This window comes from Pseudomonas asplenii (assembly GCF_001293465.1).
GTDB classification, from domain to species: Bacteria; Pseudomonadota; Gammaproteobacteria; order Pseudomonadales; family Pseudomonadaceae; genus Aquipseudomonas; species Aquipseudomonas fuscovaginae_B.
Genome location: NZ_JSYZ01000009.1, coordinates 93,278 through 117,858, shown reverse-complemented (window position 1 = coordinate 117,858; position 24,581 = coordinate 93,278). Strand labels below are relative to the sequence as shown.

15 protein-coding genes are annotated in these 24,581 nt (G+C 64.7%); 5 read left to right on the top strand and 10 right to left on the bottom strand.

Annotated features, from left to right (window positions below):
- Positions 1–156: 156 nt before the first annotated feature.
- The 5 genes from PF66_RS12455 to pvdM form a co-directional block, all read right to left on the bottom strand.
- Positions 157–2,655, bottom strand: a complete 2,499-nt coding sequence (locus tag PF66_RS12455; protein WP_054062859.1) for a TonB-dependent siderophore receptor — start codon at positions 2,653–2,655, stop codon at positions 157–159.
- Between the two features lie 248 nt (positions 2,656–2,903).
- Entirely contained in the window at positions 2,904–4,568 is a 1,665-nt protein-coding gene (locus tag PF66_RS12450) for a cyclic peptide export ABC transporter (protein ID WP_054062858.1), read from the bottom strand.
- Positions 4,569–4,650: 82 nt separating this feature from the next.
- The gene (locus PF66_RS12445) at positions 4,651–5,550 is read right to left on the bottom strand and encodes a formylglycine-generating enzyme family protein (RefSeq protein WP_054060706.1); all 900 of its coding nucleotides are present in this window, start codon (positions 5,548–5,550) and stop codon (positions 4,651–4,653) included.
- Positions 5,551–5,606: 56 nt separating this feature from the next.
- Positions 5,607–6,896: an aminotransferase class V-fold PLP-dependent enzyme gene (locus PF66_RS12440; protein ID WP_054060705.1), complete on the bottom strand. Its 1,290-nt coding sequence runs from the start codon at positions 6,894–6,896 to the stop codon at positions 5,607–5,609.
- An 89-nt stretch (positions 6,897–6,985) separates the two neighbouring features.
- The gene (gene pvdM / locus PF66_RS12435; protein WP_054060704.1) at positions 6,986–8,317 is read right to left on the bottom strand and encodes a pyoverdine-tailoring dipeptidase-like protein PvdM; all 1,332 of its coding nucleotides are present in this window, start codon (positions 8,315–8,317) and stop codon (positions 6,986–6,988) included.
- A gap of 179 nt (positions 8,318–8,496) precedes the next feature.
- Between pvdM and PF66_RS12430 the strand changes: the two genes are divergently transcribed.
- Positions 8,497–10,116 (top strand): hypothetical protein, encoded by a 1,620-nt coding sequence (locus PF66_RS12430; protein ID WP_054062857.1) that lies wholly within the window; start codon positions 8,497–8,499, stop codon positions 10,114–10,116.
- Between the two features lie 159 nt (positions 10,117–10,275).
- Here the strand turns inward: PF66_RS12430 and PF66_RS12425 are convergent, their stop codons facing one another.
- From PF66_RS12425 to PF66_RS12415, 3 genes are read right to left on the bottom strand one after another with little or no spacing between them, the layout of a single operon-like run.
- Positions 10,276–11,649, bottom strand: coding sequence for an efflux transporter outer membrane subunit (locus tag PF66_RS12425; protein WP_054062856.1), 1,374 nt, complete (start codon positions 11,647–11,649; stop codon positions 10,276–10,278).
- A gap of 7 nt (positions 11,650–11,656) precedes the next feature.
- Positions 11,657–13,630, bottom strand: a complete 1,974-nt coding sequence (locus PF66_RS12420) for a MacB family efflux pump subunit (RefSeq protein WP_054062855.1) — start codon at positions 13,628–13,630, stop codon at positions 11,657–11,659.
- Complete coding sequence (locus PF66_RS12415) at positions 13,631–14,806, bottom strand: efflux RND transporter periplasmic adaptor subunit (RefSeq protein WP_054062854.1); 1,176 nt, start codon at positions 14,804–14,806, stop codon at positions 13,631–13,633.
- Positions 14,807–15,083: 277 nt separating this feature from the next.
- On the opposite strand from PF66_RS12415, the gene PF66_RS12410 reads away from it, so the two are divergent.
- From PF66_RS12410 to PF66_RS12395, 4 genes are all read left to right on the top strand, one after another.
- Positions 15,084–15,566 carry a sigma-70 family RNA polymerase sigma factor gene (locus PF66_RS12410; protein WP_054062853.1) on the top strand — a complete coding sequence of 161 codons (483 nt, stop codon included), beginning with the start codon at positions 15,084–15,086 and terminating at the stop codon, positions 15,564–15,566.
- Between the two features lie 497 nt (positions 15,567–16,063).
- Positions 16,064–18,829, top strand: coding sequence for a magnesium-translocating P-type ATPase (gene mgtA, locus PF66_RS12405; protein WP_054056555.1), 2,766 nt, complete (start codon positions 16,064–16,066; stop codon positions 18,827–18,829).
- Positions 18,830–18,856: 27 nt separating this feature from the next.
- Positions 18,857–19,573: an MgtC/SapB family protein gene (locus PF66_RS12400; protein ID WP_054056556.1), complete on the top strand. Its 717-nt coding sequence runs from the start codon at positions 18,857–18,859 to the stop codon at positions 19,571–19,573.
- 235 nt (positions 19,574–19,808) lie between these two features.
- Positions 19,809–20,435: a response regulator transcription factor gene (locus PF66_RS12395; protein WP_054056557.1), complete on the top strand. Its 627-nt coding sequence runs from the start codon at positions 19,809–19,811 to the stop codon at positions 20,433–20,435.
- Positions 20,436–20,438: 3 nt separating this feature from the next.
- Here the strand turns inward: PF66_RS12395 and dkgB are convergent, their stop codons facing one another.
- Both dkgB and PF66_RS12385 read right to left on the bottom strand, forming a co-directional pair.
- Positions 20,439–21,242 (bottom strand): 2,5-didehydrogluconate reductase DkgB, encoded by an 804-nt coding sequence (gene dkgB / locus PF66_RS12390; protein WP_054062852.1) that lies wholly within the window; start codon positions 21,240–21,242, stop codon positions 20,439–20,441.
- A gap of 263 nt (positions 21,243–21,505) precedes the next feature.
- Entirely contained in the window at positions 21,506–24,580 is a 3,075-nt protein-coding gene (locus PF66_RS12385) for an efflux RND transporter permease subunit (RefSeq protein ID WP_054062851.1), read from the bottom strand.
- Between the last annotated feature and the right edge of the window lies 1 nt (position 24,581).

The following is a 24,581-nucleotide window of genomic DNA, read 5'->3' as shown; positions in this document are numbered from 1 at the left end:
CGGCCCCTGGGCACCCGGCGGATCAGATGAGCCGAGTGCTGCGGTTCCAGGGCCGCTTCGCAGCCGAGCGTGGGCAAGCCCGCCCGCCACAGAAACAGTCGCCCATAAAAAAACCAAGGGTCGCCCCTTGGTTCTTTTGACGCCAACCTTGTGCGATCAGAAGTCGCCGCGCAGGGTGACCATGAAGTTGCGGGGCTCGCCGTAGTAGCTGCCGCGACGCAGTTCGCCGGTCGCCTCGTAGTACTTCTTGTCGAAGACGTTCTTCAGGTCGAACGACAGTTTCCAGTGGTCGTCCAGCTTGTATTGCGTCCGTGCATCCCAGATGGCCCGGCCCGGGTTGGGAATATCCTGGTCGTTGAAGTGCGATACGTAACCACTCTGGGTCGATACGCCGCCGCCCACGCTCAGGCGATTCAGGTCGCCTTGCAGGTTGTACATGGTGGAAACGCGCAGCATGTGTTTCGGCGTTTCCGAGTCGATTGAAGAGCCGTCGTCGTTGCGGGTGATGTTGTAGGTGTAGCCGGCGCTCATCTGCCAGCCGGTGGCGACTTCGCCGCTGGCTTCCAGCTCTACGCCCTTGCTGGTGCTGGGTGGACCGTTTACATAGCAGGAGCCGCTGCTGGGGTTGTTTCGCTGGCAGGCATCGGGGTTTGCGGCGGTCGTGGCGTCGTCTGTCTGGAACAGGTCTTTCTGCTTGATGTAGAACACCGCAGCGGAGACATTCAGGCGGCCATCATACAGCGCACCCTTGATGCCGGTTTCATAGTTCGAGCCCAGGGTCGGTTTCAGGCTCTTGCCGGTTTCGGTCCGGTAATTGCTCTGTGGGCGGAAGATATCGGCATAGCTGGCGTACCACGACCACTGTTCATCCAGGTCGTAGATAAGCCCGGCGAAGGGTGTGAATTTTTTGTCTTCACGGTAGTCGTTGGGGGTGGCCCTGGTGGCCGTTATACCCGTGATGTCGCTGGGATAGTCGTATCGCGTGTTGTCGTTCTTGTACCAGCTCAGTCGGCCACCGAGTACCAGGCTCAAAGGCTCGGCCAGGCGCAGGCGCAAGGTGCTGTAGAGGCCATACTGGCGCTGGGTGATATCGTCCAGGCTCTGCCAGGACGGTTGCTGCGGCTTGGAGATAAGATGGTGGTTGGGGTCGAAGACGTCGATCGGCAGGTCGATCGGTACCAGTGACTGCTTGCTCAGGATATGTTGCTGCGACCAGTTGGCGCCGACCATCAACTCGTGGGTCAGGCCAAAGGCGTCGAAGTTGCCCGAAACATGACCATCGATCCCCTTGCTGGTGACGTATTCACGGCGGAACTGGGTGTTGGAGAGAAAGGTTCCGCTCTGAGTCGCAGGGTCCAAGGCACCCTGTGAATAGGCCACACGCTGGTTGAACATGCTCTGCGACTGGGTCACCGAGACCTTGCTGGTCCAGTTGTCGTTGAGATGGTGTTCCAGGTCGGCGAAGACTTCGTTGACTTCGATTTCGTGGCGGTTCCAGTCCTGGCCCAGCGAGGTGGAGCGTGAAACGTCAATCTCTCGACCGTTGTTGTAGCGCGGCAGGCCGAAAATCGTGTAGCCCTGGTAGAGCGTGCGTTGATGGCGCAGGCCGACGGCCAGGGTCGTGGAGTCGTTCAGATCGGCTTCGACGATGCCGTACAGCAATGGGGTCTGGGAGTTGAGCCCATCCTGGAAATAGCCACGATCCTCATAGGCGACCACGGCACGACCGCGCAGGGTGCCTTGCTCATTGAGCCGGCCGCTGCCGTCCAGGTCCATGCGGTAATTGTCCCAGGAGCCGGCACTGGTGCTGATCGAGAAGCGCGGATCGGAAGTCGGACGCTTGCGCACCAGGTTGACCGCACCACCGGGGTTGCCGGCACCGACCAACAGGCCGGAAGCGCCGCGCAGGACCTCGACGCGATCGAATACCGCCATGTCGGGCCGGATCCAGCCGGTGAGGTTGTAGGCCAACCCTGGAACGCCATCGATCATGTAACTGTCGTCTTCCAGGGTAAAGCCGCGGGAGTTGAAAACGTTACCGCCGAAGTTGCGATTGGAGCGGGTGATACCGGTGGTCTGGGCCATCACCTCGTCGAGCTTGGTGAGGTTCTTGTCATCCATCTGCTGGCGGGTCACCACCGTGACCGACTGCGGTGTTTCCCGCAGCGAATGCGCGGTCTTGCCGATGGTCACCGCGCCGGTGGTGTAGGAGCCGGTGCCGTCGGTGCTGGTGCCCAGGGTCTGGGCCTGCCCGCTGATGGTGGTGGCCGCCAGGTTCAGGCCCGAGCTGGTGGTGGCCGGGGCACTGCTCAGGGTCAGGGTGTCGCCCTGGAAGCTGTAGTTCACACCGGTGTTCTTCAGCAACTCGCTGGCCGCCTGGCCCGGGGTGAGCTTGCCCTTGACCGCTGCCCCCTGCAGGCCCTGCACCCGCTCCGGGTTGTACAGCACCTGGATATTGCCCTGGCGCCCCAGTTCCTGCAGGGCCGCCGCCAGTGGCTGGGCGGCGATGTTGAATTCGAACTCCTGGGCCTGTACCTGTGCAGCCATCGGCAGTGCCAGCGCCATCCCCATGGCGCCGAGCGTGACAGGCGAGCGCAGCATCTTGCGAACCAGCAAGGCCTTGCTCAAGGGGGTCAGTCGATGTGTTGTCGGCATTCTTTCAGCTCTTTCTAAGTGTGGAAAAGCGAGTAGGAATTGTTCTTACTTGAGAAGAAGACGCACCAGCCCGACAAAATCGGAAAACAAAGCGGAAAAATTTCGGTGAGGGGGCGTTCTTCCATGGGCGTTGTGCGCGCAACGCAATGCCGGAGGGACTGTCGGGTCGCTGGCTATAGGAAGAACGAACGGGCGGCGGGGTAATTTAGGCGGGTTCACCCCGCGCCTTGCGCGCGGGGTGGTGGGTGTCAGGCGGGTACGGCCTCGCGTTGCACGCGTTCGACCTGGATCTGCCCGGCCTGCATGCGCACCAGTTGGTCGGCCACCGGGAAATAGCGGTCATCGTGGGAGATGACGATGATGGTCTTGCCCTGGTCGCGCAGCTCGGGCAGCAGCTCGGTGTAGAACACCCGGCGAAACGCCGGATCCTGGTCGGCGGCCCATTCGTCGAACACCAGCACCGGGCGTTGTTCCAGCCAGGCATTGAGCAGCGCCAGGCGCTTGCGCTGGCCGGTGGACAGATCGGTGGTGCTGAAGCTGCCGTCGCGGATGCTGACCTTGTGGGCGATGTCCAGGCGTTCCAGGTACTTGATCGACTCCGGTGGCAGCGGCGTGCCGCCCTGGGCCACTTCGTCGAACAGGTAGTAGTCGGCGAAGATGGTGGTGAACAGCTGGCGATAGTCGTCCAGGCCCTGGGCGCTGACCGGGCTGCCATTGAGGCGGACTTCGCCCTGTTGTGGCGTGTACAGGCCCAGCAGCAGCTTGATCAGGGTGGTCTTGCCGCAACCGTTCTCGCCGACGATGAAGACGATTTCGCCCTGGCGGATGGTCAGGTCGACCGGTCCCAGGTGAAACGGCGGAACGCCTTCGACCGGCGGGTAGTCGTAGCGCAACTGGCGCAGCTCGATGCTCTGCAGCGGCATCGGCCCGATGTCCCGGTCGCTCACCAGCAGGTGCGGTTCCGGCGAGGAGAAGCGCCACGACAGCTCGGCGATGCGGCGGAAGGCGATCTCGGCGCGGCTGATGCTCGGGATGGTGGTGACCAGTCGTTCCAGCGGCCCCTTCATGTACAGCATGACCAGTACGAAGCCGCCGAGTACGGTCTTGTCGGTGTTCGGCCAGAACGCCTGGAAGGTGATGGCGATGCCGATCACCGCGAAGAACAGCATGGAGCCGAACGTCTCGGCACTGACGAAGATGTTCGCCGCCCGGATGTTGGCCTGGCTGATGCGTTCGGTGGTGCCGTGGATCTGCTGGTCGTGCATGAACTGGCGGCGCTGGCGCTGGATGCGCAGTTCCTTGGCCCCGGCGGAAATCGCCTGGTAGTGCTTCTGCAGCTCGTCTTCGCCGTCCCGCGCCCGCAGGATGCTGCGCATGCCGACGCGGTGGGCGAGCCACTGCGCGCCGCTGCCGATGACCACGGTCAACAGGGTCAGGGCCAGAATCTGCCAGGACAGCGCGGCCAGGTAGGCCAGGCAGCCGACGGTGACGGTGAAGGCGATCACCATCGGGGCCACCGACAGGGCGAAGGTGCTGATGGTGCTGACATCGTTGAGCAGCACCGGGATCAGCCGGTGGGCACGGTAACGTTCCAGTTGCTCGATGGGCGCCACCAGCACCTTGGCGGCCAGTTCCTGCCGCAGCCGGGCGACCACCCGCTGGCCCACGTAGTTGGTCAGCAGGTTGGAAAGGGTCGAGCAGGCCAGGGTCAGCACGCACAGGCCGCCAAACAGCAGGGCGATACGGGTGTCCGGGCCACCGCTCGCATTCATGGCGTCGTTGATGGTCGCCAGCAGGGCGGTGACGCTGAGGCCGCTGACAACCCCCAGGGCGGCCGAGAGGACCACCAGCAGCCAGAAGGGCTTGAGGATCCTCAGGGTTTCCTGGGCGAGGCTTTGTGCTTGGAGAGGCATGGGGGCTACTCGTGAAGGTCTTCGGAAGCAGGCGCCGCGCACGGCGCCCTGAACTCTTTAGACGAGCGTTTCGGGGTGGGATTTAGAGTTCGCGCACGACACGAAAACCCAGCCAGTCGCCGCGGGTGTACTCGCTGCGCTCGTTGCGGTTGGCGGAGCGGGAGAAGACCGGCGCTTCGGTCCAGTCGTTGCCGCGGATCGAACGGCGGTCCTCGCATTCCTGGCTGTCCAGGCGCGGGCTGCCGTCGGTCGGTGCCCCCTGGTAGGTGTCGACATAGCAGTCGGCGGTCCATTCCCAGACATTGCCGTGGCCGTCATAGACGCCGAAGGCGTTGGGCGGGAAGCTGCCGGCCGGCGAGGTGTAGCTGAAACCGTCCGCCGGGCCGTAGGTGTTGGCGTGTTTAGCGATGCTGTATTCCTTGCCCTCGTCGAAGGGGAACGGGAAGGGGCCCTTGGTGCCCCCGCGCACGGCGTATTCACGCTGGGCCTCGCTGACCAGGTGATAGGCCTTGCCGGTTTTCTTCGACAGCCACTTCGTATAGGCCTCGGCCTCACGCCAGTCCATGCAGACCGCCGGCTGCCGGTCGCTCATGGGGTAGCGCGGCTCGCCGGCCAGGCACTCGCGGCCCGGGCGGGTATCACCGTCCGGCATCTTGTAGCCGGTGCTGTGCAGGTAGGCTTTCCATTCGCCGGCCAGTACCTGGAAGCGGCTGATGGCGAAAGCCTTCTTGAAGGTGACCTCATGCATCGGCCCTTCGTCCGGCTCGCGGCCGATCTCGTCCTCGGGGCTGCCCATGGTGAAGGTGCCGGCGGGCAGCACCACCATTTCCGGGCAGTCCTTGCAGTCCTTGAACACCTTGCCCGGCAGCGGCGCGCTGGCGGCGAAGGCATTGCCGCACAGCCCGCTGGCGAACAGGGCGGCGAGGGTCAGGGCCGACCGGAGGCCGACACGGGAGCGTGTGCAGGTGGATTGTGCTGTCATGGGATCTCTCGCAGGCAGAAGTCTGAAAACGGTGGGTCGTACCGCCGGGCAGCGGTTCATAGCTGCTGGCCGAGCAGGGTCATGAAGCGGTCCAGTTCGGCTTCGGTATTGAGCAGGCCGGGAGCCGTGCGCACCACTGGCCCTACGTCCCGGTCCACCGCATCGACCACCACCTTGTTCTTGAGCAGGCGGGCGGCGACCTGGTCGCTGTCCTGGCCCTTGACCCGGAAGAAGCTGAAGCCGGCCGACAGTTCCGGGCTCATGGGCGTGACCAGTTCGATGCGTGAGTCGGCCTGCAGACGTTGCTTGAGCTCGCTGTTGAGGGCGTGGATCCGCGCCTGCACATCGGCCTTGCCCAGTTCCAGGTGCAGTTCGAAGGCCTGGTCCAGGGCCCAGCGGTGTTCGAAGGCGTGGTAACCGCCCGGGCTCATCGAGGTGGCGAAGTTGGTGTCCTCGGAAAAGGTCGGTTCCAGCGGCGTGACGTCCCTGACCTCTTCCGAACGGGCGCAGACGATACCGGTGCCGCGTGGGCCGAACATCCACTTGTGGGTGCCGGCGATGAAGAAGTCGCAGTGCATGTCCGGGAAGTCGAGGTTGTCGACACCGAAGCCGTGGACCCCATCGACCACGTAGAGAATGCGGTCCTTGTCGTCACGATTGCGGTTGTGTTCCTCCACCAGCTTGCCGATCTCGCCGATCGGCAGCTTGACTCCGCTGCCGGACTGTACCCAGGTCATGCCCAGTACCCGGGTTTGCGGCTGGATGGCGCGGGCGATGTTGCCCAGCACTTCATCGGCCGAGACCCGGTGAGGGTTCTCGAACAGGCTGATCTTGCGCACGCGGGTGCCTTCGCGTTCGGTGCGCAACCGCAGGGTATTGCGGGTCGAGTAATGCTCGTGCTCGGTGGTGAGGATTTCCTGATCGGGGCGTACATGGATACCGCCGTAGATCATTGCCAGGCCTTCGGTGGTGCTGCCGGTCAGGGCGATCTGGCCCGGCTGGGCCTTCAGGTAGCGCCCGGCGGCATGGCGCACCTGGCTTTCGCGTTTCCAGGTTTCGGCCAGGTCCCAGTCCATCGCCAGGCCCGGGTTGCGGTCGAGGGCCGCGCGGTAGCGCTCGATGGCGTCGCGTACTGGCTTGGGGTGGCTGGTGACCAGGAAGTTCGAGAAGTGCAGGTAGTCCGGGTCCTGGTCGAACAGTTGGCGCAGTTGCGCCCATTTGTCGCCACCCTGGGCAGCTTTGGCGGTCGCTGCGGGAGCAGCGGTGGCCAGGTCCAGGCTGGCCCCGAGCGGTAGGCTGGCAGCGAGCAGGCCGGCCTGTTTGAGAAAGGTTCTGCGGTCAGTCATGAAGGATCACTTGGACGGTCTGGATAATGGATCGGTGCTCAACGGGAACGGTCAAGACCGTTTCCCGTATCAAGAAGGACCGGGGATGCTCAGTGCTTGGCCGCCTTCTGCACCTGGTCCCAGACCCGCAGGAAGTTGCCGCCCCAGAGCTTGGCGATATCGGCTTCGGAATAGCCGCGCTGGAGCAGTTCGGCGGTCACGTTGCGTGCCTCGCTGACGTCCTTGAAACCGTCGATACCGCCGCCGTCGTTGAAGTCCGAGCTGATGCCGACGTGGTCGATGCCGATTTTCTTCACCGCATAGTCGATGGCGTTGCCGAAGTCCTTGAGGTCGGCCTTGGGTTCCTGGTCGAGGATCGCGTACAGCTCGCTGGCGTACTCGCCGAAGCGCTGTTCCGGCCAGACGGTGATGATCGGATCGCCAGGCATCAGCGCCATCGCCTGGTTGGGCAGCGGCGGCAGGTCGAAGCGCTTGCGCAGGGCGTTGAGCTTGTCCTGGGTCGGTTGGCTCAAGGGCCGCAGGTAGGCCGGGAAGGCGACGATCTGGACCACGCCACCGCTGTTCTTGATCAGTTGCATTTCCTGGTCGCTGAGGTTGCGCGGGATATCCACCAGCGCGCGGGGTGCCGAGTGCGACGCGACCATCGGCGTGCGGCTCAACTGGCTGACCTGTTCCAGGGCCTTGGTCGACATCTGCGAGACGTCGATGATCACCCCCAGGTCATTGAGACGATGCACCGCCTGCTTGCCGATATCGGACAAGCCGCCCAGGGCGTCGGGGGTATCGTTGAGAAACGGCAGCGGGCGGGACGAGTCGGCCCAGTCGTTGTTGCCCACGTAGCTGAAGCCGAACATGCGCATGCCGCGCGCGGTCCAGGTGTCCAGCAGGCTGAGGTCGTGGCCCAGCGGGTAGGCGTTGAGCATGCTGATGAAGATCGCGAACTTGCCTTCGCCATGCAGCCGGCGCATGTCATCGGGGGTGTAGGCGATGCCGACGCGGTTGGGGAAGTCGCGGACCATGCCGGTGATGATCTTGTAGCGCACTTCCTGTTGCTTGCGCGCCTCGTCGACGAAGCCCGCTGTCGGGCGATGGGGTGCATTCGGCCCGTTCCAGATCTCCGGCCAGCCGAACACGGTCAGCGCGGCGGCGGACAGGCGCCCGCGGTCGGCCTTGACCAGGTCGAACTGGCCGGAGCCGTCCTTGTCCGCCTCGCGGCCTTCGGCGCCGAAGGTCAGTGGCACGGTGATGTGGCTGTCGAACGAGATGATCCGTTCCTGCAGTTCGTCCGCCTGCTTGACGATATTCAGCGGGTATCCCTGGTTGGGCCAGTACTGCCAGCCCAGCCAGGCCGAGGCGGCGCCGATGGCCAGGGCCAGGGGCAGACCGATGTAGAGAGCCTTTTTCGAACGCGGTTTTGTCATTGCCATCTCATTCTGGTTCGCAGGTCACAGGCAGCCACAAGGGCTTTCGCTATCTGGGAAGAACGAGCGCAGGTGTCGGGAATTTAGCGCTTTCGGGGTTCGCGACAGGCTAAATTTCCCCCGCGGTTCAACGTCCTAGCTGGGATAAGGCCTGCTTCAGGGCCGACACAGGTAGGGCGATGACGATTTCTCGACGAGGATTCATAGCGGGCCTGGCGCTTACCGGCGCCGCCATCCCCGCGGCTTATTACGCACACCGTGAACTGACGCGCGAGGACGAGCCGATCACGCCGGGCGAGGCCACGGTCGATCTGCTCGACACGGCAGGCCAACGCCTGGCCGACAACTTGCGCGGTGTCTGGAACATTCGTTTCGAGGGCCGCGATGCCGGTCTGGCCGGCCTGCCCCTGGAAGGTGTGCAGGTGTTGCTCGACATTGCTCCGCGTGGCCGGGCGGTCTGCGGTTTCATCGACACGGCCGAGGGCCTGCGTGGCGCGGCCGAACCGCGCCTGCGGGTGGTCGGCGACCTGGCGGTGGCCGATGGTGCACGGCTGTTCTGGCGGCTGTTCCGCGGCACCGAGGTGTTCCCCGAATACGAGCTGAGCATGGTCCTCGACGAGGTCTGGGGCACCTATGGCAATGCTGGCAGCGGCACCCTCACCGGACGTATCGAGCGCCTTGACCGGCCACTGGCGCTGACCCAGCTGGACAGTCGCTTCGTCGCCACCAAGCACACCTTTCCCGAAGCCCGCGACCGCATCGGCCTGAGTGCGCCGCTGCTGGCCTGGCTGGTGTCGCCCGAGCATCGGTTGTTCCACCAGCTCTGGCACGCCACCCGGGACAAGTGGCACACCCTGCCCGAAGACAAGCGTGACGGCCTGCGCGGCATCGGCTGGCAGCCCGGACCCCGGAACAAGGAGCGCGATGCCCGTGGGCCGCGCAAGGACCGCAATGGTTCGGGAATCGACTTCTTCTTCATGCATAGGCACATGCTGCAGGCGGCGCGCGCGATCCAGCCGTTGCCGTCCTGGCGCCGCTTCCCGCCGCCGCAGCCGGAGCTGGAGCGTGATCGCCAGGGCTTTGTCCGCTACTTCGACAACCATGACGGCTGGGCCGTGCCGCCGACCTGGCTGGCCGAGGACGATGACGACTACAGTCAATGGGTCAGCGACATCAAGAGCAGCGAGACCTACCACAGCAACTTCCAGGTCTGGGAGTCGCAGTACACCGACCCGCGTTACCTGTCGAAGCTGACCCTGGGCCAGTTCGGCTCGGAACTCGAGCTGGGCCTGCACGACTGGCTGCACATGCGCTGGGCCGCGGTGCCCCGCGATCCGTCCAATGATGCACCGGTGCCGATGGCCCGCGAGTTCACCGATTTCGCCCCGCGCTGGTTCCGGCCGGAAAACGATTTTCTCGGCGACCCGTTCTCCTCCCATGTGCACCCGGTGTTCTGGCTGTTCCATGGCTGGATCGACGATCGGATCGAGGACTGGTTCCGTGCCCACGAGCGTTTTCATCCGGGCCAGGTCACCCGCCTGCAGGTCAATGGCGTGCCGTGGTTCGCCCCCGGGCGCTGGGTCGAGGTGGATGATCCGTGGCTGGGGCCGAGTACCCATGGCTGCAGTACCACGCCGGGCCTGAGTGTCGGCAAGTCGGTGGAGATGGACCCGGAGACCATGAAGTTGGCGCTGCGTATCACCTTCGCCGACGACAAGGGGCTGTCCGACCTGTTGAAGCGCGTGCCGCGACGCCCGTGGTATGCCCGCCACCTGTCGCTGAAAGATCGTTTCTTCTAAGGTTCCTGTGAATGGGCGCGGCGCGCCCTGCGAGGCATTCACACGCGGAGCGTGGGAACGTCGATGGCTATTCGCGAGTGGGCCTGGAGCGTCCGGGGCGGGCGTTGGATCGTGGGAATGCAGCCGATGACGCTGGGCGTCACCGTCAGCGGAACAGCATCAGAACTCGCTCCAGCCCCCACCCACGGCCTTGTACAGGGCGATACTCGCCTGCAGGCGGCTCAGCCGCAACTGCACGTTCAGGTCTTCGGCGGCGTACAGCGTACGTTGGGTTTCCAGCACGGTCAGCAGGTCGGCGGCGCCCGCCCGGTAGCGGCTTTGGGACAGCTCGAAGGCGGCCTTGGCCTGCCGCAGTTCCTCTTCCTGCCACTGGCGTTGCTGGTCCAGGCGCTCGATGCTGTTGAGCGCCTTCTCGACATCGGCAAAGCCATTGATGATCGCCCCGCGATAGCTTTCCAGCAGTTCCTCTTCACGGGCCGTGGCCTTGTCCCGTTGCGCCCGCAGGCGACCGTGGTTGAACACCGGTGCGACCAGTCCGGCGGTCAGGTTGTAGAACGGCGTGCGCAGGGCCTCGGAGGCTTCGCTCGACTCCGAGCCCAGGCGGGCGCTCAAGGTCAGCTTCGGCAGCAGCGCCGCCCGTGCCACCTTGACGTCGGCCTGGGCCGCCGCCAACTGGGCCTCGGCGCGGGCGATGTCCGGACGGCGGCTGAGCAGCTCGCTGGGCAGGCCGGCATCGATCCGCGGCCAGCCCAGGCTGGAGAAGGGCAGGCTGCCGATCTTCAGGGCCTGCACCGGTTGGCCGAGCAGGGCGGCCAGGCTGATCAGCGATTCCCCGGCCTGTTGCTGGATCAGCGGCAACTGGCGCTGCTGGGCGGCAACCAGGCTTTTCTGCTGGGCCAACTCCAGGGCGGTGGCCGAGCCTGAGTCGTAACGGGTCTGCACCAGCTTGAGCACGCTCTGGGCATTGATCAGGTTCAGTTCGGCGATGCGCAGCTGCTCGCGCGCGGACAGGGTGCGGGCGTACTGGTCGGCGACGCCGCCGAGCAGGGTCAGTTCCACCGTGGCCCGGTCGAACTCGCTGGCGCGCAGGCTCTGCAGGGCGCTGTCGCGGCTGGCGGCCAGCCCGCCCCAGAAGTCCACCTCGTAGGTGGCGCTGAGGCCGGCACCGAAGCTCTTGCTGTTGTTGTCGCTGTCGGCGGTGCCGTGCAGCAGCTTGTTGCGGCTGGCGTCCAGGTTCAGGTCGACCTGTGGCAGCAGCGGGGCGCCGGCGATCACCGCGCTGGCCCGGGCCTGGCGCACCCGTGCCGCGGCGGCGGCGATGTCGTGGCTGCCCAGGCGCGCCTGGTCGATCAGTTGGTCGAGTTCGGGGCTGCCAAACTGTCGCCACCATTGGCGATGATCCTGTTGCAGTGCCGAGCGTTGGGCGAACTGCCAGGCGGCGGGCGGCACCAGGCCGCTGTCCGGATGGGGCGCGGGGCCGCTGCAGGCATTGAGCAGCAGGCACACCGTAAGCAGGGAGAGTTGCGGCTTCATAGATCGATCATTCACTGGTAAGGGCTGCCACCGGATCGAGCCGGGCGGCTTTGCGGGCCGGCATGAAGCCGAAGATCACCCCGGTGACCAGGGCACAGGCGAAGGCACCGGTCACGGCGGCCAGGGAGAAGGCCACGGCGACCTTGCTCAGTATCAGGATGCCGCCGACGCCCAGGGCCAGTACCACGCCGGCCAGGCCGCCGACCACCGAGAGCATCACCGCTTCGGTGAGGAACTGGCGCAGGATGTCCCGCTGGCGGGCGCCGGTGGCCATGCGAATGCCGATTTCCCGGGTGCGTTCGCGGACGGTCATGAGCATGATGTTCATCACGCCGATCCCGCCCACCAGCAGCGAGATGGCGGCAATCGAGCCGAGCATCAGCGACAGGGTGTTCTGGGTCCGGGCTTCGGCCTGGATCATTGCCGCGTTATTGGTCAGGCGGAAGTCGCGGCGGCCGTTGTGCAGGGTCATCATCACCTGGTCGATGGCGCGCTCGGCGTCCCTGACGTTGCGTCCGTCGCTGGTGGCGATGGCCACGTACTCCGGGTTGCGGGTGCCGAACAGGCGGACGCTGGCGGCGGAGTAGGGAATCGCCACCCGCTCGTCGCTGTCGGTCTCGCCGGAGGTGGCGCCTTTTTCCTGGAGCACGCCCACCACCTGGAACGGTACGTTCTCGATCAGCAGGTACTGGCCGATGGGTGTGGGCAGGTGGGCGAACAGCTTTTCGCGAATCTTGTGGCCGATCACCGCCACCGCCGCGCCGCTTCTGGCATCGTCCTGGGTGAAATAGCTGCCTTCGACCACCGGCCAGTTGAAGATCGCCGGGAACTGGGTGTCGTTGCCGCCGACATAGGCGTTGTGGTCCAGATTGCCGAAACGGACCGTGGCGTCATTGCCGTTGACCGGCATGATCATTTTCACCTGGGGCAGCGCCGACAGCGCCGCCACGTCGTCCAGGGTGATGATGCCCAGTGGCGCACGGGGCGCGGGCGCGGAACCGCTCAGGTAGATGATGTTGGAACCGAAGGCGCCCATCTGGGCGATGACCTGGCGCTTGCTGCCTTCGCCCACCGCCAGCATGACCACCACCGAGGCGACGCCGATGACGATGCCGAGCAGGGTCAGGGCCGTGCGGAAGCGGTTGATCCACATCACCCGCCAGGCGGCCTGCACAGCCTCGAGCAGTTCGCTTTTCCAGGCACCGTTGTACTCGCTGCCGTCGCTCAGGCGCTGGCGCAGGTCCACGGCCTGCAGGGAGCCGGGGGTGGCAGTGGCTGGGGTGGCGTCGGCCTGGGTGGCGCTGTCGCTGATGATCAGGCCGTCGCGGATTTCGATGATGCGCTTGGCGCGGGCGGCGACCTCCCGGTCGTGGGTGATCAGGATCACCACGTGGCCCTGGCTCGCCAGTTCGTCGAGCAGGGTCATCACCTCGGCCCCGCTATGGCTGTCGAGGGCACCGGTGGGTTCGTCGGCGAGAATGATATGGCCGCCGTTCATCAGGGCACGGGCGATCGACACCCGTTGCTGCTGGCCGCCGGACAACTGGTGCGGGCGATTGCCGCGGCGGCTGGCCAGGCCCAGGCGGTCGAGCAGGGCGGCGGCCCGGGCATGGCGCTCGGCCGCCGGAGTGCCCGCGTAGATGGCCGGCATCTCGACGTTTTCCTGGGCCGAGCCGGAGGGGATCAGGTGATAGCCCTGGAACACGAAGCCGAAGGCCTCGCGGCGCAGCCAGGCCAGTTCGTCGGTGTCGAGTTCGGCCACCGGCTCGCCGGCGAAGCGGTAGCTGCCGGAGGTGGGGCGGTCGAGGCAGCCGAGAATGTTCATCAGGGTCGACTTGCCCGAGCCCGAGGCACCCACGATGGCGACGAACTCGCCGGCATGGATCGACAGGTCGATGCCGCGCAATACGTCCACCCGTGGGCTGTCTTCGCCACCGTAGGATTTACGGATGTCCTGCAGTTCGATCAGTGGCGTTTGCATTCAGCCTCCGCTACCGACGGCCGGGCCGATCAGCAGATGGTCGCCCTCGGCCAGGCCGTCGAGCACCTGTATGCGCAGGCGGTCGCTGATGCCGGTGCGCACTTCACGGGTCTCGATCCGGCCCTCCGGGGTGACGACCCTGGCGGTCTGCCGATGGGGCTCGTCGCCACCCTGCAGGGCGGCGATCGGTGCGGTGAGGACGTTCTGCGCGCGATCTGCGACGAAGAATACCTGGGTGGTCATTTCCGCCATCAGGGCCTGGTCGGCGTTATCGACATCCAGCAGCACGGTATATAGCACCACCCGTGCGGCACCGCTCTTGCTGCTGCCACTGGGGCTGTTGCTGCCGCTCTGGCTGGACTGTTCCAGGGGCTTGGGCGGTACCGGCAGGATCTGCCGCACGGTGCTGCTCCAGCGCCGGTTGCCACCGCTGAGGGTGGTGAAGTAGGCGTTCATGCCCGGTTTGACGTGAGCGATGTCGGCTTCGGAGACTTCGGCCCAGACGGTCATCGGCGACAGCTTGGCGATGCGCAGGATCAGCGGCGTCTGCTGCTGGGCATTGAGGGTCTGGCCCTCGCGGGCATCGAGGGCGACCACGGTGCCGGCCATGGGGGCGTAGATGCGGGTGTAGCCCAGTTCCGCCTCGGCACTGCGCAGGCTGGCCTGGGCCTGGAGGATCTGCGCCTGGAACATGTCGATGCGCGCCTGGGTGGTGCGCATCTCGGCCTGGGCGCTCTGGATGTCCTCGACCCGGGTGGCGCCGCCGGCATTGAGCTGCAACTGGCGCTGGTATTTCTGCCGGGCCAGGTCATGCAGGGCACGCTGCTCCTGGAGCTGGGCCCTGAGGTTTTCGATGGAGTAGCGGCCCGCGTCGAGCCTGGCCTTCTGCGTCGATGGATCGATCTCGACCAGCAACTGGCCCTCCTTGACCGGGTCGCCGACCTCGACGTGAATCTTGTGGATCTGCCCGGAGGCCTGGGCGCCGACATCGACGTAACGGCGCGGTTGCAGGGTGCCAAGGGCGGTCACGCTGCTTTCTATGTCACCACGATTGACCGTGACGGTGGCGAAACTGTCGCGCCCCGGCGGCAGGATCTGCCAGGTGGCGAAGGCAATGACAGGGATCAGGCAGAGCGAGACAAGCAGGGCGCGTCGGGTGCGTCGAGGACGTTTCATGCAGGGTTCCAGCCGATGGAAGATCGATCCGTGATCACGCCAGCGGGCTGTTTCCGGCTGCTGGCAGGGACACGGGAGATTTCAGTTAGACGAGAAGCCCGGTTGCGAATTTAAGTCTTTGTCCGGCCCTGTTTTTCCAGACATTTCAGGCTTTTGCCCAGGAGCACTTTAAATCTATATGAGAATTACTATAAATTACATCTTTTCAAACTGCCATCATCGAGCCCTGGCCGCCGATGGCTCAGGGACAGGCCCGCCGAGCGTGCGGACAGGAGTCATGTTGGAAAACTACTACCGCGAGCTGGTGTGTTTCCTCAATGCGAAACTGGGCAACCGTCAGGTTGTCGAGGATGTGGTGCATGATGCCTATTTACGCGTGCTGGAGCGCTCCAGCGATACTCCGATCGAACAGCCGCGGGCCTTCCTCTATCGCACGGCGATGAACCTGATGATCGACGACCATCGGCGCAATGCCGTGCGCCAGAACGAGCCTTTGGCGGTGCTCGATACCGATGAGCGGTTTTTCAGTCCTTCGCCACAGACCGCACTGGACCATGACCTGCGCCTGCACATGCTGCAACGTGCCCTGGCCGAGCTGCCGCGCCTGTGCCGCGACAGTTTCATGCTGCGCAAGCTGGAGGGCCTGTCGCACCCGGAGATCGCCGAACGCCTGAACATCTCCCGCAGCCTGGTGGAAAAGCACATCGTCAACGCGATGAAACACTGCCGTGCCCGTATGCGCCAGTGGGACTGTGAATGAGGCCGGGCGGCCCGAACCTGAACCCTTCCTGAAGAACTTTCCGGTAGCGCTGCGAAACACTTTGTTACCGTTTACGCTGCAAATGTCGAAGTGTAAGCTTCGCGCGTTTTCATCCATTGCGGAGGCCCATGTGGGTACTTGTTCGAGTGACAGTAGTCGGCCGGTTCCGATGACCGGCATATTCTCGGCAAGATAACGCGCAGTCTCTCCCTGCCGTTGTCTCGCCCGAAAGCGAGAAGCGGCATCCCGATCACGCCCCTGGTGGCGGTATCCCGAAGTCCCTTTTCCCGACACTGAACAGCCTGTGATGCGGCCCCCGTGGCCCGTCGCGACGCTATCGACGCGCCCGGCGTTTGTGCCAGGCGGCCGGCCGTGCCTGTCCCATCCGGGGCAATGCACGCTGGCGGTAACCCGCCTGCGGACTCTGCTCGCAAGATCAACGTCGCCCGTGCTCCTGCCGTTGCAGGAGCCGGGCCGGTGGTACGGGAGGCAGCCCCATGAAACTCACCCTGTTGAAAGAATTCTTTGCCGGTTTCCTGCGGACCCGGCACTTCGCCCGGCACTTCCGCCGCCTGGCCCTGCTCGAAAGCATGACCGACGCGACGGTCAGCCGCGAGGTCCCGCCGACCCTGGCGCAGACCCTGGTGGCGGCGGCCAACGATCATCCCCAGGGACTGATGGAGCGCCTCGGTGCCCATGCCGACGGCTTGAGCGAAGCCCAGGCCCAGGTCCTGCGCGAGCAGTTCGGGCTCAACGAGGTCGAGCATGAGCAGCCGCTGCCGTGGTGGATGCACCTGTGGCACTGCTACAAGAACCCCTTCAACCTGCTGCTGACCCTGCTGGCGCTGATCTCCTGGCTGACCGACGACCTCAAGGCCGCCACGGTGATTTTCTCCATGGTGGTGCTCTCGACCCTGCTGCGCTTCTGGCAGGAAGCCAAGTCGAACAAGGCCGCCGATGCCCTCAAGGCCATGGTCAGCAACACCGCGACGGTCATGCGCCGGGATTTCGCTGCGGACACCACGCCGGTGTTCGGCAAGTTCCATGCGGCCAGCGCACAGGTGCAAGGTGCCCAGCGCATCGAGTTGCCGATCCGCCAACTGGTACCGGGCGACCTGATCGTGCTCTCGGCCGGCGACATGATTCCCGCCGACTGCCGGGTACTGACCGCCAAGGACCTGTTCGTCAGCCAGGCGGCGATGACCGGCGAGTCGATGCCGGTGGAGAAGTTCGTCCGCCAGATCGACCCCAGCGCCACCAACCCGCTGGATCTGGACAACATCCTGTTCATGGGCACCAACGTGGTCTCCGGGGCCGCCACCGCGGTGGTGCTGACCACCGGCAACAATACCTATTTCGGCGCCCTGGCCCAGCGGGTCAGCGCCACCGACCGTGCGCCGACCTCGTTCCAGCACGGGGTCAACAAGGTCAGCTGGCTGCTGATCCGCTTCATGTTCGTGATGGCGCCGCTGGTGCTGTTCATCAATGGCTTCACCAAGGGCGACTGGATGGAGGCGCTGCTGTTCGCGCTGTCGATCGCCGTCGGCCTGACCCCGGAAATGCTGCCGATGATCGTCACTTCGACCCTGGCCAAGGGCGCGGTGTTTCTGTCGCGCAAGAAGGTCATCGTCAAGCGCCTGGACGCGATCCAGAACTTCGGCGCCATGGACGTGCTGTGCACCGACAAGACCGGCACCCTGACCCAGGACAAGATTTTCCTGGCCCGCCATGTCGACGTCTGGGGCGAGGAGTCCGAGGACGTGCTGGAAATGGCCTACCTCAACAGCTACTACCAGACCGGCCTGAAGAACCTGCTGGACGTCGCCGTGCTCGAGCACGTCGAGATCGACCGCGAGCTGCAGGTCGGCACCGCGTTCCAGAAGGTCGATGAGATTCCGTTCGACTTCAACCGCCGGCGCATGTCGGTGGTGGTGGCCGAGCAGAACCGTCCGCACCTGCTGATCTGCAAGGGCGCGGTGGAGGAAGTGTTGTCGGTGTGCACCCGGGTTCGCCACGGCGAAGCCGAGGTGGCGCTGAGCGACGAACTGCTGGCGCGGATTCGCCAGGTCACCGCGGCCTTCAACGAGGAGGGCCTGCGGGTGGTGGCGGTTGCCGCGCGTTCCATGGAAGCCGGGAGCGACGTCTACAGCCTGGCGGACGAGCAGGACCTGACCCTGATCGGCTACGTGGCCTTCCTCGACCCGCCCAAGGAAAGCACCGCGCCGGCCCTGCGCGCGCTGGCCGAACATGGTGTCGCGGTGAAGGTGCTGACCGGTGACAACGAACTGGTCACCGCCAAGATCTGCCGTGAGGTCGGCCTGGAGCAGCAGGGCCTGCTGATGGGCAACGACATCGAGCGCATGAGCGACAAGCAGTTGGCCAAGGCGATCGAGACCACCAACGTGTTCGCCAAGCTGACCCCGTCGCACAAGGAACGCATCGTCCGCCTGCTCAAGGCGAACGGCCATGTGGTCGGTTTCATGGGCGACGGCATCAACGACGCACCGGCCCTGCGCACCGCCGATATCGGGATCTCGGTGGACAGCGCGGTGGACATCGCCAAGGAAGCGGCCGACATCATCCTGCTGGAAAAGAGCCTGATGGTGCTGGAGGAGGGCGTGCTCGAAGGGCGGCGGACCTTCGCCAACATGCTCAAGTACATCAAGATGACCGCCAGCTCGAACTTCGGCAACGTGTTCTCGGTGCTGGTGGCCAGTGCCTTCATTCCGTTCCTGCCGATGCTGCCGATGCACCTGCTGGTACAGAACCTGCTCTACGACATTTCGCAGATCGCCATCCCCTTCGACAATGTCGACGAGGACCTGCTACGCAAGCCGCAGCGCTGGCAGCCGGCGGACGTCGGGCGTTTCATGTTCTTCTTCGGGCCGATCAGTTCGATCTTTGACATCACCACGTTCGCCTTGATGTGGTATGTCTTCGATGCCAACACCCCGGATCACCAGACGCTGTTCCAGTCGGGCTGGTTCGTGGTCGGCCTGCTGACCCAGACGCTGATCGTGCACATGATCCGCACACCGAAGATTCCGTTCCTGCAAAGCCGCGCGGCGATGCCGCTGATGGTGATGACCGGGATCATCATGGCGGTGGGGATCTTCCTGCCGATGGGTCCGCTGGCGCACTACTTCAAACTGCAGGCGTTGCCGTCGCTGTACTTCGTGTTCCTGCCGGCGATCCTGCTGGCGTACATGGCGCTGACGCAGGCGGTGAAGGGCTTCTACAGCCGGCGGTTCGGTTGGCAGTGATCCGCGTATCGACCCTGGAGTGAATGGATGAAGGCCCTCGACAACATCAACCTCGACTCGCTGACCGACACCCTGGTCAGCCTCGGTGCGGCCTTCATCCTCGGCGGCCTGATCGGCTTCGAGCGCCAGTACCGGCAGCGTACCGCCGGCCTGCGCACCAACGTGCTGGTGGCGGTCGGCGCGGCGATCTTCGTCGACATGGCCAACCGTCTCGGCGGCGCCGAAGGCGCGGTGCGGGTGGTCGCCTATGTGGTGTCCGGCATCGGCTTTCTCGGGGCCGGGGTGATCATGCGCGAGGAGGGCAACGTCCGCGGCCTGAACACCGCAGCCACCCTGTGGGGCTCGGCAGCAGTCGGTGCCTGTGCCGGGGCCGACCTGATCCTCGAAGCGCTGCTCGGCACCCTGTTCGTGCTGGCGGCGAACACCCTGCTGCGGCCGATCGTCAACTACATCAACCGCCAGCCGCTGGACGTGGTCTCGGCGGAAGTCACCTACATCCTCTACCTGACCGCCCTGCGGGCCGAGCAGAAGGTCGTGCTGTCGCTGCTGGAGAAGGAACTGGAGCGCAGCAACTACCCGGCCAGCGACGTTGAGGTACGCACGGTCGGCGACGACGAAGTGGAGATCGAGGCGACCCTGGCGGCCACCTCGATCGATGGCGACGAACTGGATGCGCTGGTGGCGCGATTGTCGACCTCCAGCCGGGTGCAGCAGGCGTTCTGGAGTCCAAGCACCACCGATTGAACCGCATCTACCGTTGCGGCAGCCTGGTCTTGGGATTATTCCTACATATCTCGCCGGCCCCGCTCGCTAAAGTGCGCGATCCGTCCGGTTGGCCCTTGAGGTCGCCAGGGGACGTGCCAAGGCAGGTTTTCGAGAACTTTCCTACACTTGAGTTCGTTGGATCCCTTTCTCTTTCGATCGATGCAAGCACGTACCTGTCTCAAGCAGTGGCCGGCGTACTTCTCAAGGATTTGCGATGCGTACAGCACTGATTGTGGACGATCACCCGTTCGTTCGCCTGGCTATCAAGATATTGCTGGAGAAACTCGACTACGAGGTGCTCGCCGAGGCCGACAACGGCGTCGATGCGGTGCAGCGGGCGCGAGAACTGGAACCGCAGTTGATCGTGATGGACCTGAACATTCCCCGCCTCGATGGCCTGGAAGTCATCACCCGTATCAGCGCGCTGGGACTGCCCAGCAGGATCGTGGTGCTGACCGAGCAATCGCCGGAGTTCTACTCCGAGCGCTGCATGCGCGCCGGTGCCCTGGGCTATGTCTCCAAGACCGCCGAACTCGATGAGTTGCAACTGGCGGTGCGGGCGGTGATGCTCAACAAGAGTTTCTTCCCCCGTCTCGAAGATCACGGGCGCATGGCCGCCCATGTCAACGAAACCGAGGCACGCCAGATCGAGAACCTCAGCAATCGCGAACTGAGCATCCTGCGCTACATCGCCCGCGGCATGAAGAACAAGGAGATCAGCGAGCTGATGTTGCTCAGCGACAAGACCGTGAGCACCTACAAGACCCGGCTGATCGACAAGCTGAACCTGAAGTCGGTGGTCGCGCTGGCGGAGTTCGCCAAGCGCAACCAGTTGCTCTGAGGCTCAGTCCCAGGCCGGGGCGAGGCCGGCCGGGCTGGTCAGGCGGTGGCCGCGTTCCAGGCCGGCGATCAGCGCCATGTCGTCGTCGCTCAGGCGCAGCTCGCGGGCCTTGAGGTTGCTGGCCAGGTTCTCGCGTCGGGTCGAGGAGGGGATCACCGCGTAGCCCAGTTGCATGGCCCAGGCCAGGGTTACCTGGGCCGGGGTGGCCTGGTGCCGTTCGGCGATCTGCTGGATGACCGGGTCCTTGAGCACTTCACCGTAGGCCAGGGTCATGTACGAGGTGATCCGGATACCCTGGCTCCGGGCGAACTCGACGACCTTGCGGTTCTGCAGGTAGGGGTGCAGTTCGATCTGGTTGGTGGCGATCTGTTCGGCACCGACGGCGGCGATGGCTTGCTGCATCAGGTCGACGGTGAAGTTGGAGATACCGATCTGGCGGGTCAGGCCCAACTCCTTGGCCTCCAGCAGGGCGGCCATGAATTCGGCGACCGGTACTTCATCCGCGGGCGATGGCCAGTGGATCAGGGTCAGGTCGAGGTAATCGGTACCGAGTTTGCGCAGGCTGTCCCGGAGGCTGGGGATCAGCTTGTCCTGGGCGAAGTTGGCGACCCAGATCTTGCTGGTGATGAACAGCTCGTCGCGGGCCACGCCGCTGGCGGCGATGGCCTGGCCGACTTCGGCTTCGTTCTCGTAGATCTGGGCGGTATCGATGACCCGGTAGTCCAGCTCGAGGGCGGTCTTCACCGAATCGATGACGACCTGGCTCTGCAGGCGGAAGGTACCGAGACCAAAGGCGGGAATGGACATGCTTGACTCCTGGAATGAGGGGGAATGGGCAGGAGTATCCCGATTCCCACTTTTGAGAAAAATACAGGCTGGAGAAAAGGACTCTTTACCTGCCAGCACGAATTCATATGGGCAGATGAGGTGGACGCGGAGCGTCCTTGGATGCATTCCCACGCAAAGCGTGGGAACGATCAGTTGAGTCTAGGTGTGCATCGAGCATTGCCAGCCCGCCAGTGTCAGCAAATCCTTCTGACACCGCCACGGGAGCGGCCCCGCACGCAATCTCAGCCCGGCACCGGCACCTCAACCGCGTGTTCCGTGCGCCCCAGTACCAGGCTGCACAGCGCCGGCAGGAACAGCAGGGTCAGCAGGGTGCCCACCAGCACGCCACCGATCAGCACGTAGGCCAGCGACGACCAGAACACCGAGAGTGTCAGCGGGATGAATGCCAGGGCCGCTGCCAGCGCGGTGAGTACCACCGGCCGCGTCCGGCGCACCGTGGCCTCGACGATCGCCTCGTTGATCGCCATGCCCTGTTCCCGGTTCTGGCGGATCTGGTCGGTGAAGATCAGGGTGTTGCGCATCAGGATCCCGCCAATCCCGATCAATCCGAGGATGGCGTTGAAGCCGAACGGCTGGTTGAACAGCAACAGCGCCGGCATTGCTCCGATCAGCCCCAGGGGCGCCGTGGCGAAGACCATGAACATCACGCCGAACGAGCGCACCTGGAACATGATCACCAGCAGGGTCAGCAGGATCATGATCGGGAACAGGGCCGCCAGGGCCACGTTGGCCTTTACGCTTTCTTCCACGGGTCCGGCGATCACCACCTTGTAGCCGGCCGGCAGTTTCGCCAGCAGCGGCTGCAGGTCGGCCCATACCGCCAGTTCGACGTCCGGCGGCTGGCTGCCATCGACGATATCGGCGCGCACCTCGAAGGTGCTGGCGCGGTTGCGCCGCTTGAGAATCGGGTCTTCCATCACCGCCTGGAAATGCCCGACCTGTGACAGCGGCAGCGACTCGCCGGCACTGTTGGTCAGGGTCATGTTGGCCAGGTTGCCGAGGTCTTCGCGCTGGTCGCCGCGCGAACGCGCCACCACCGACACCACTCGCGTGCCTTCACGTACTTCGGTGATCGGGTTGCCGCGCAGCAGGGCGTTGAGCTGTGATTTCACCTGGTCCGGAGTGAAACCCAGCAGGCGCAGGCGGTCCTGATCCAGCACCAGGCGATAGGCGCTGGTGCGCTCGCCCCAGTCGACGAAGGTATCGCGGGTCAGCCGGTTCGCTGCCACGACCTGCCTGACCTGTTCGGTCACGCCACGCAGCACCTCGATATCGGGTCCCGAGACCCGGAACACCACCGGGAAGGGGACCGGCGGGCCGAACACCAATTGAGTGACCCGTACCCGTGCCGAAGGAAAGGCCCCGGCGGCAATCCGTTCGCGCATCTTCCGTTTCAGCGTCTCTCTGGCATGGGCATCGGCGGTCTGCACGATGAGCTTGGCAAAGGCCGGATCCGGCAACTCGGGGTTCAGCGACAGGAAGAAGCGCGGCGCACCACCCCCGACGTAACTGTCCACCAGCAGGGTTTCCGGTTCGGCCAGCAGGGCCTTCTCCACCTGGGCGGTGACCGCTTCGGTACTCTTGAAGGCGCTGCCCGGCGGCAGATAGACCTCAAGGATCAGCTCCGAACGATCGGAGTTGGGGAAGAACTGCTTTTTCACCACGCCCATGCCCAGTCCGCAGAGGACAAAGGCGCTCACCACCAGCGCGGTAACCCGCCAGCGATGGCGCACGCAATGTTCCACCAGGACACGCAGGTGCCGATACCAGCGGCCGTCGTACAAAGCCTCGTGACCGCCGGTCAGCGGCTTGATGGCCGGCAGCAGTTTGACCCCCAGGTAGGGCGTGAAGACCACTGCCACCAGCCACGAGGCGATGAGCGCGAAGCCGACGATCCAGAAGATGTTGCCGGCGTATTCGCCGGCACCGGAGCGGGCGAAGCCCACCGGCAGGAAGCCGATGATGGTCACCAGGGTCCCGGTCAGCATCGGCGCGGCGGTCGAACTCCAGGCAAAGGTCGCGGCATGCAGGCGGTCGAAGCCTTCCTCGAGCTTCACCACCATCATCTCGATGGCGATGATCGCGTCGTCCACCAGCAGGCCGAGCGAGATGATCAGGGCACCGAGGGTGATCCGGTCGAACTCGCGGCCGGTCAGCAGCATGACCACGAAGACGATCGACAGCGTCAGCGGCACGGCGGCGGCCACCACCAGGCCTACCCGGAAACCCAGGGCCAGCAGGCTGATCAGCATCACCACGGCAAGGGCGACGAAGAACTTCAACATGAACTCATTCACTGCCAGGCGGATGTTCTTCGCCTGGTCGGAGACCTTGTCGAAGCGCACGCCCAAGGGCAGTTCGGCCTTGATCCGGGCTTCCTCGGCCTGCAGGGACTTGTCCAGCTCCAGGCCGTTCCAGTGTTTCTCCATGATCACGCCGAGCATCAGGGCCGGGTCACCCTGGTGGCGAATCCGATAGCCGGGCGGGTCTTCATAGCCCCGGGTCACACTGGCCACATCGGCGATGCGCAGTACCTTGCCGTTCGCCACCAACGGCACGTTCTCGATCAGGGCAAGGCTGTCGAAGGCGCCGTCGACACGGATATAGGCCCGGGCCCCGGCGGTCTCGGCAAAGCCCGCAGGCGTGACAGCGTTCTGCGCGGCGAGGGCGGCGAAGATCTGCTCCGGCTTGACGCCCAGGGTCGCCAGGCGTTCGTAGGAAAATTCCACGAAGATCCGCTGGGCCTGTTCGCCGAGAATATTGACCTTCTTCACCCCTGGCAGGTCGAGCAGGGCCTGGCGCAGGTCCTCGGCCATCCGCACCTGCTGGCGGTGCGGCAGATCGCGGGCTTCGAGGGCGTAGAGGGCGAAGTAGACGTCCGAATACTCGTCGTTGAAGAGCGGTCCGACCACTCCCTTGGGCAGCTTCGCCGCTTCGTCGCCGAGTTTCTTGCGGGCCTGGTAGAACAACTCCTGGATCTGGCTGGGAGGCGTGGAGTCGAGAAAGCTGACTTTCAGCGAGACGAAACCGGGCTGGGCGATGGTCTCGACCCGATCATAGAAGTCCAGTTCCTGCAGGCGCTTCTCCAGGGGATCGGCCACCTGCTCCTGCATTTCCCGGGCGGTGGCGCCAGGCCAGGCGGCGGTCACGGTCATGATCTTGACCGTGAACGAGGGGTCTTCCGAGCGGCCCAGCTTGCCGAAGGCGAAGACGCCGGCGGCCATGATGGCGAGGATCAGAAACAGCGTCACGGCACCGTGACGAACGGCCAGTTGCGAGAGATTGAGGCCACGCATG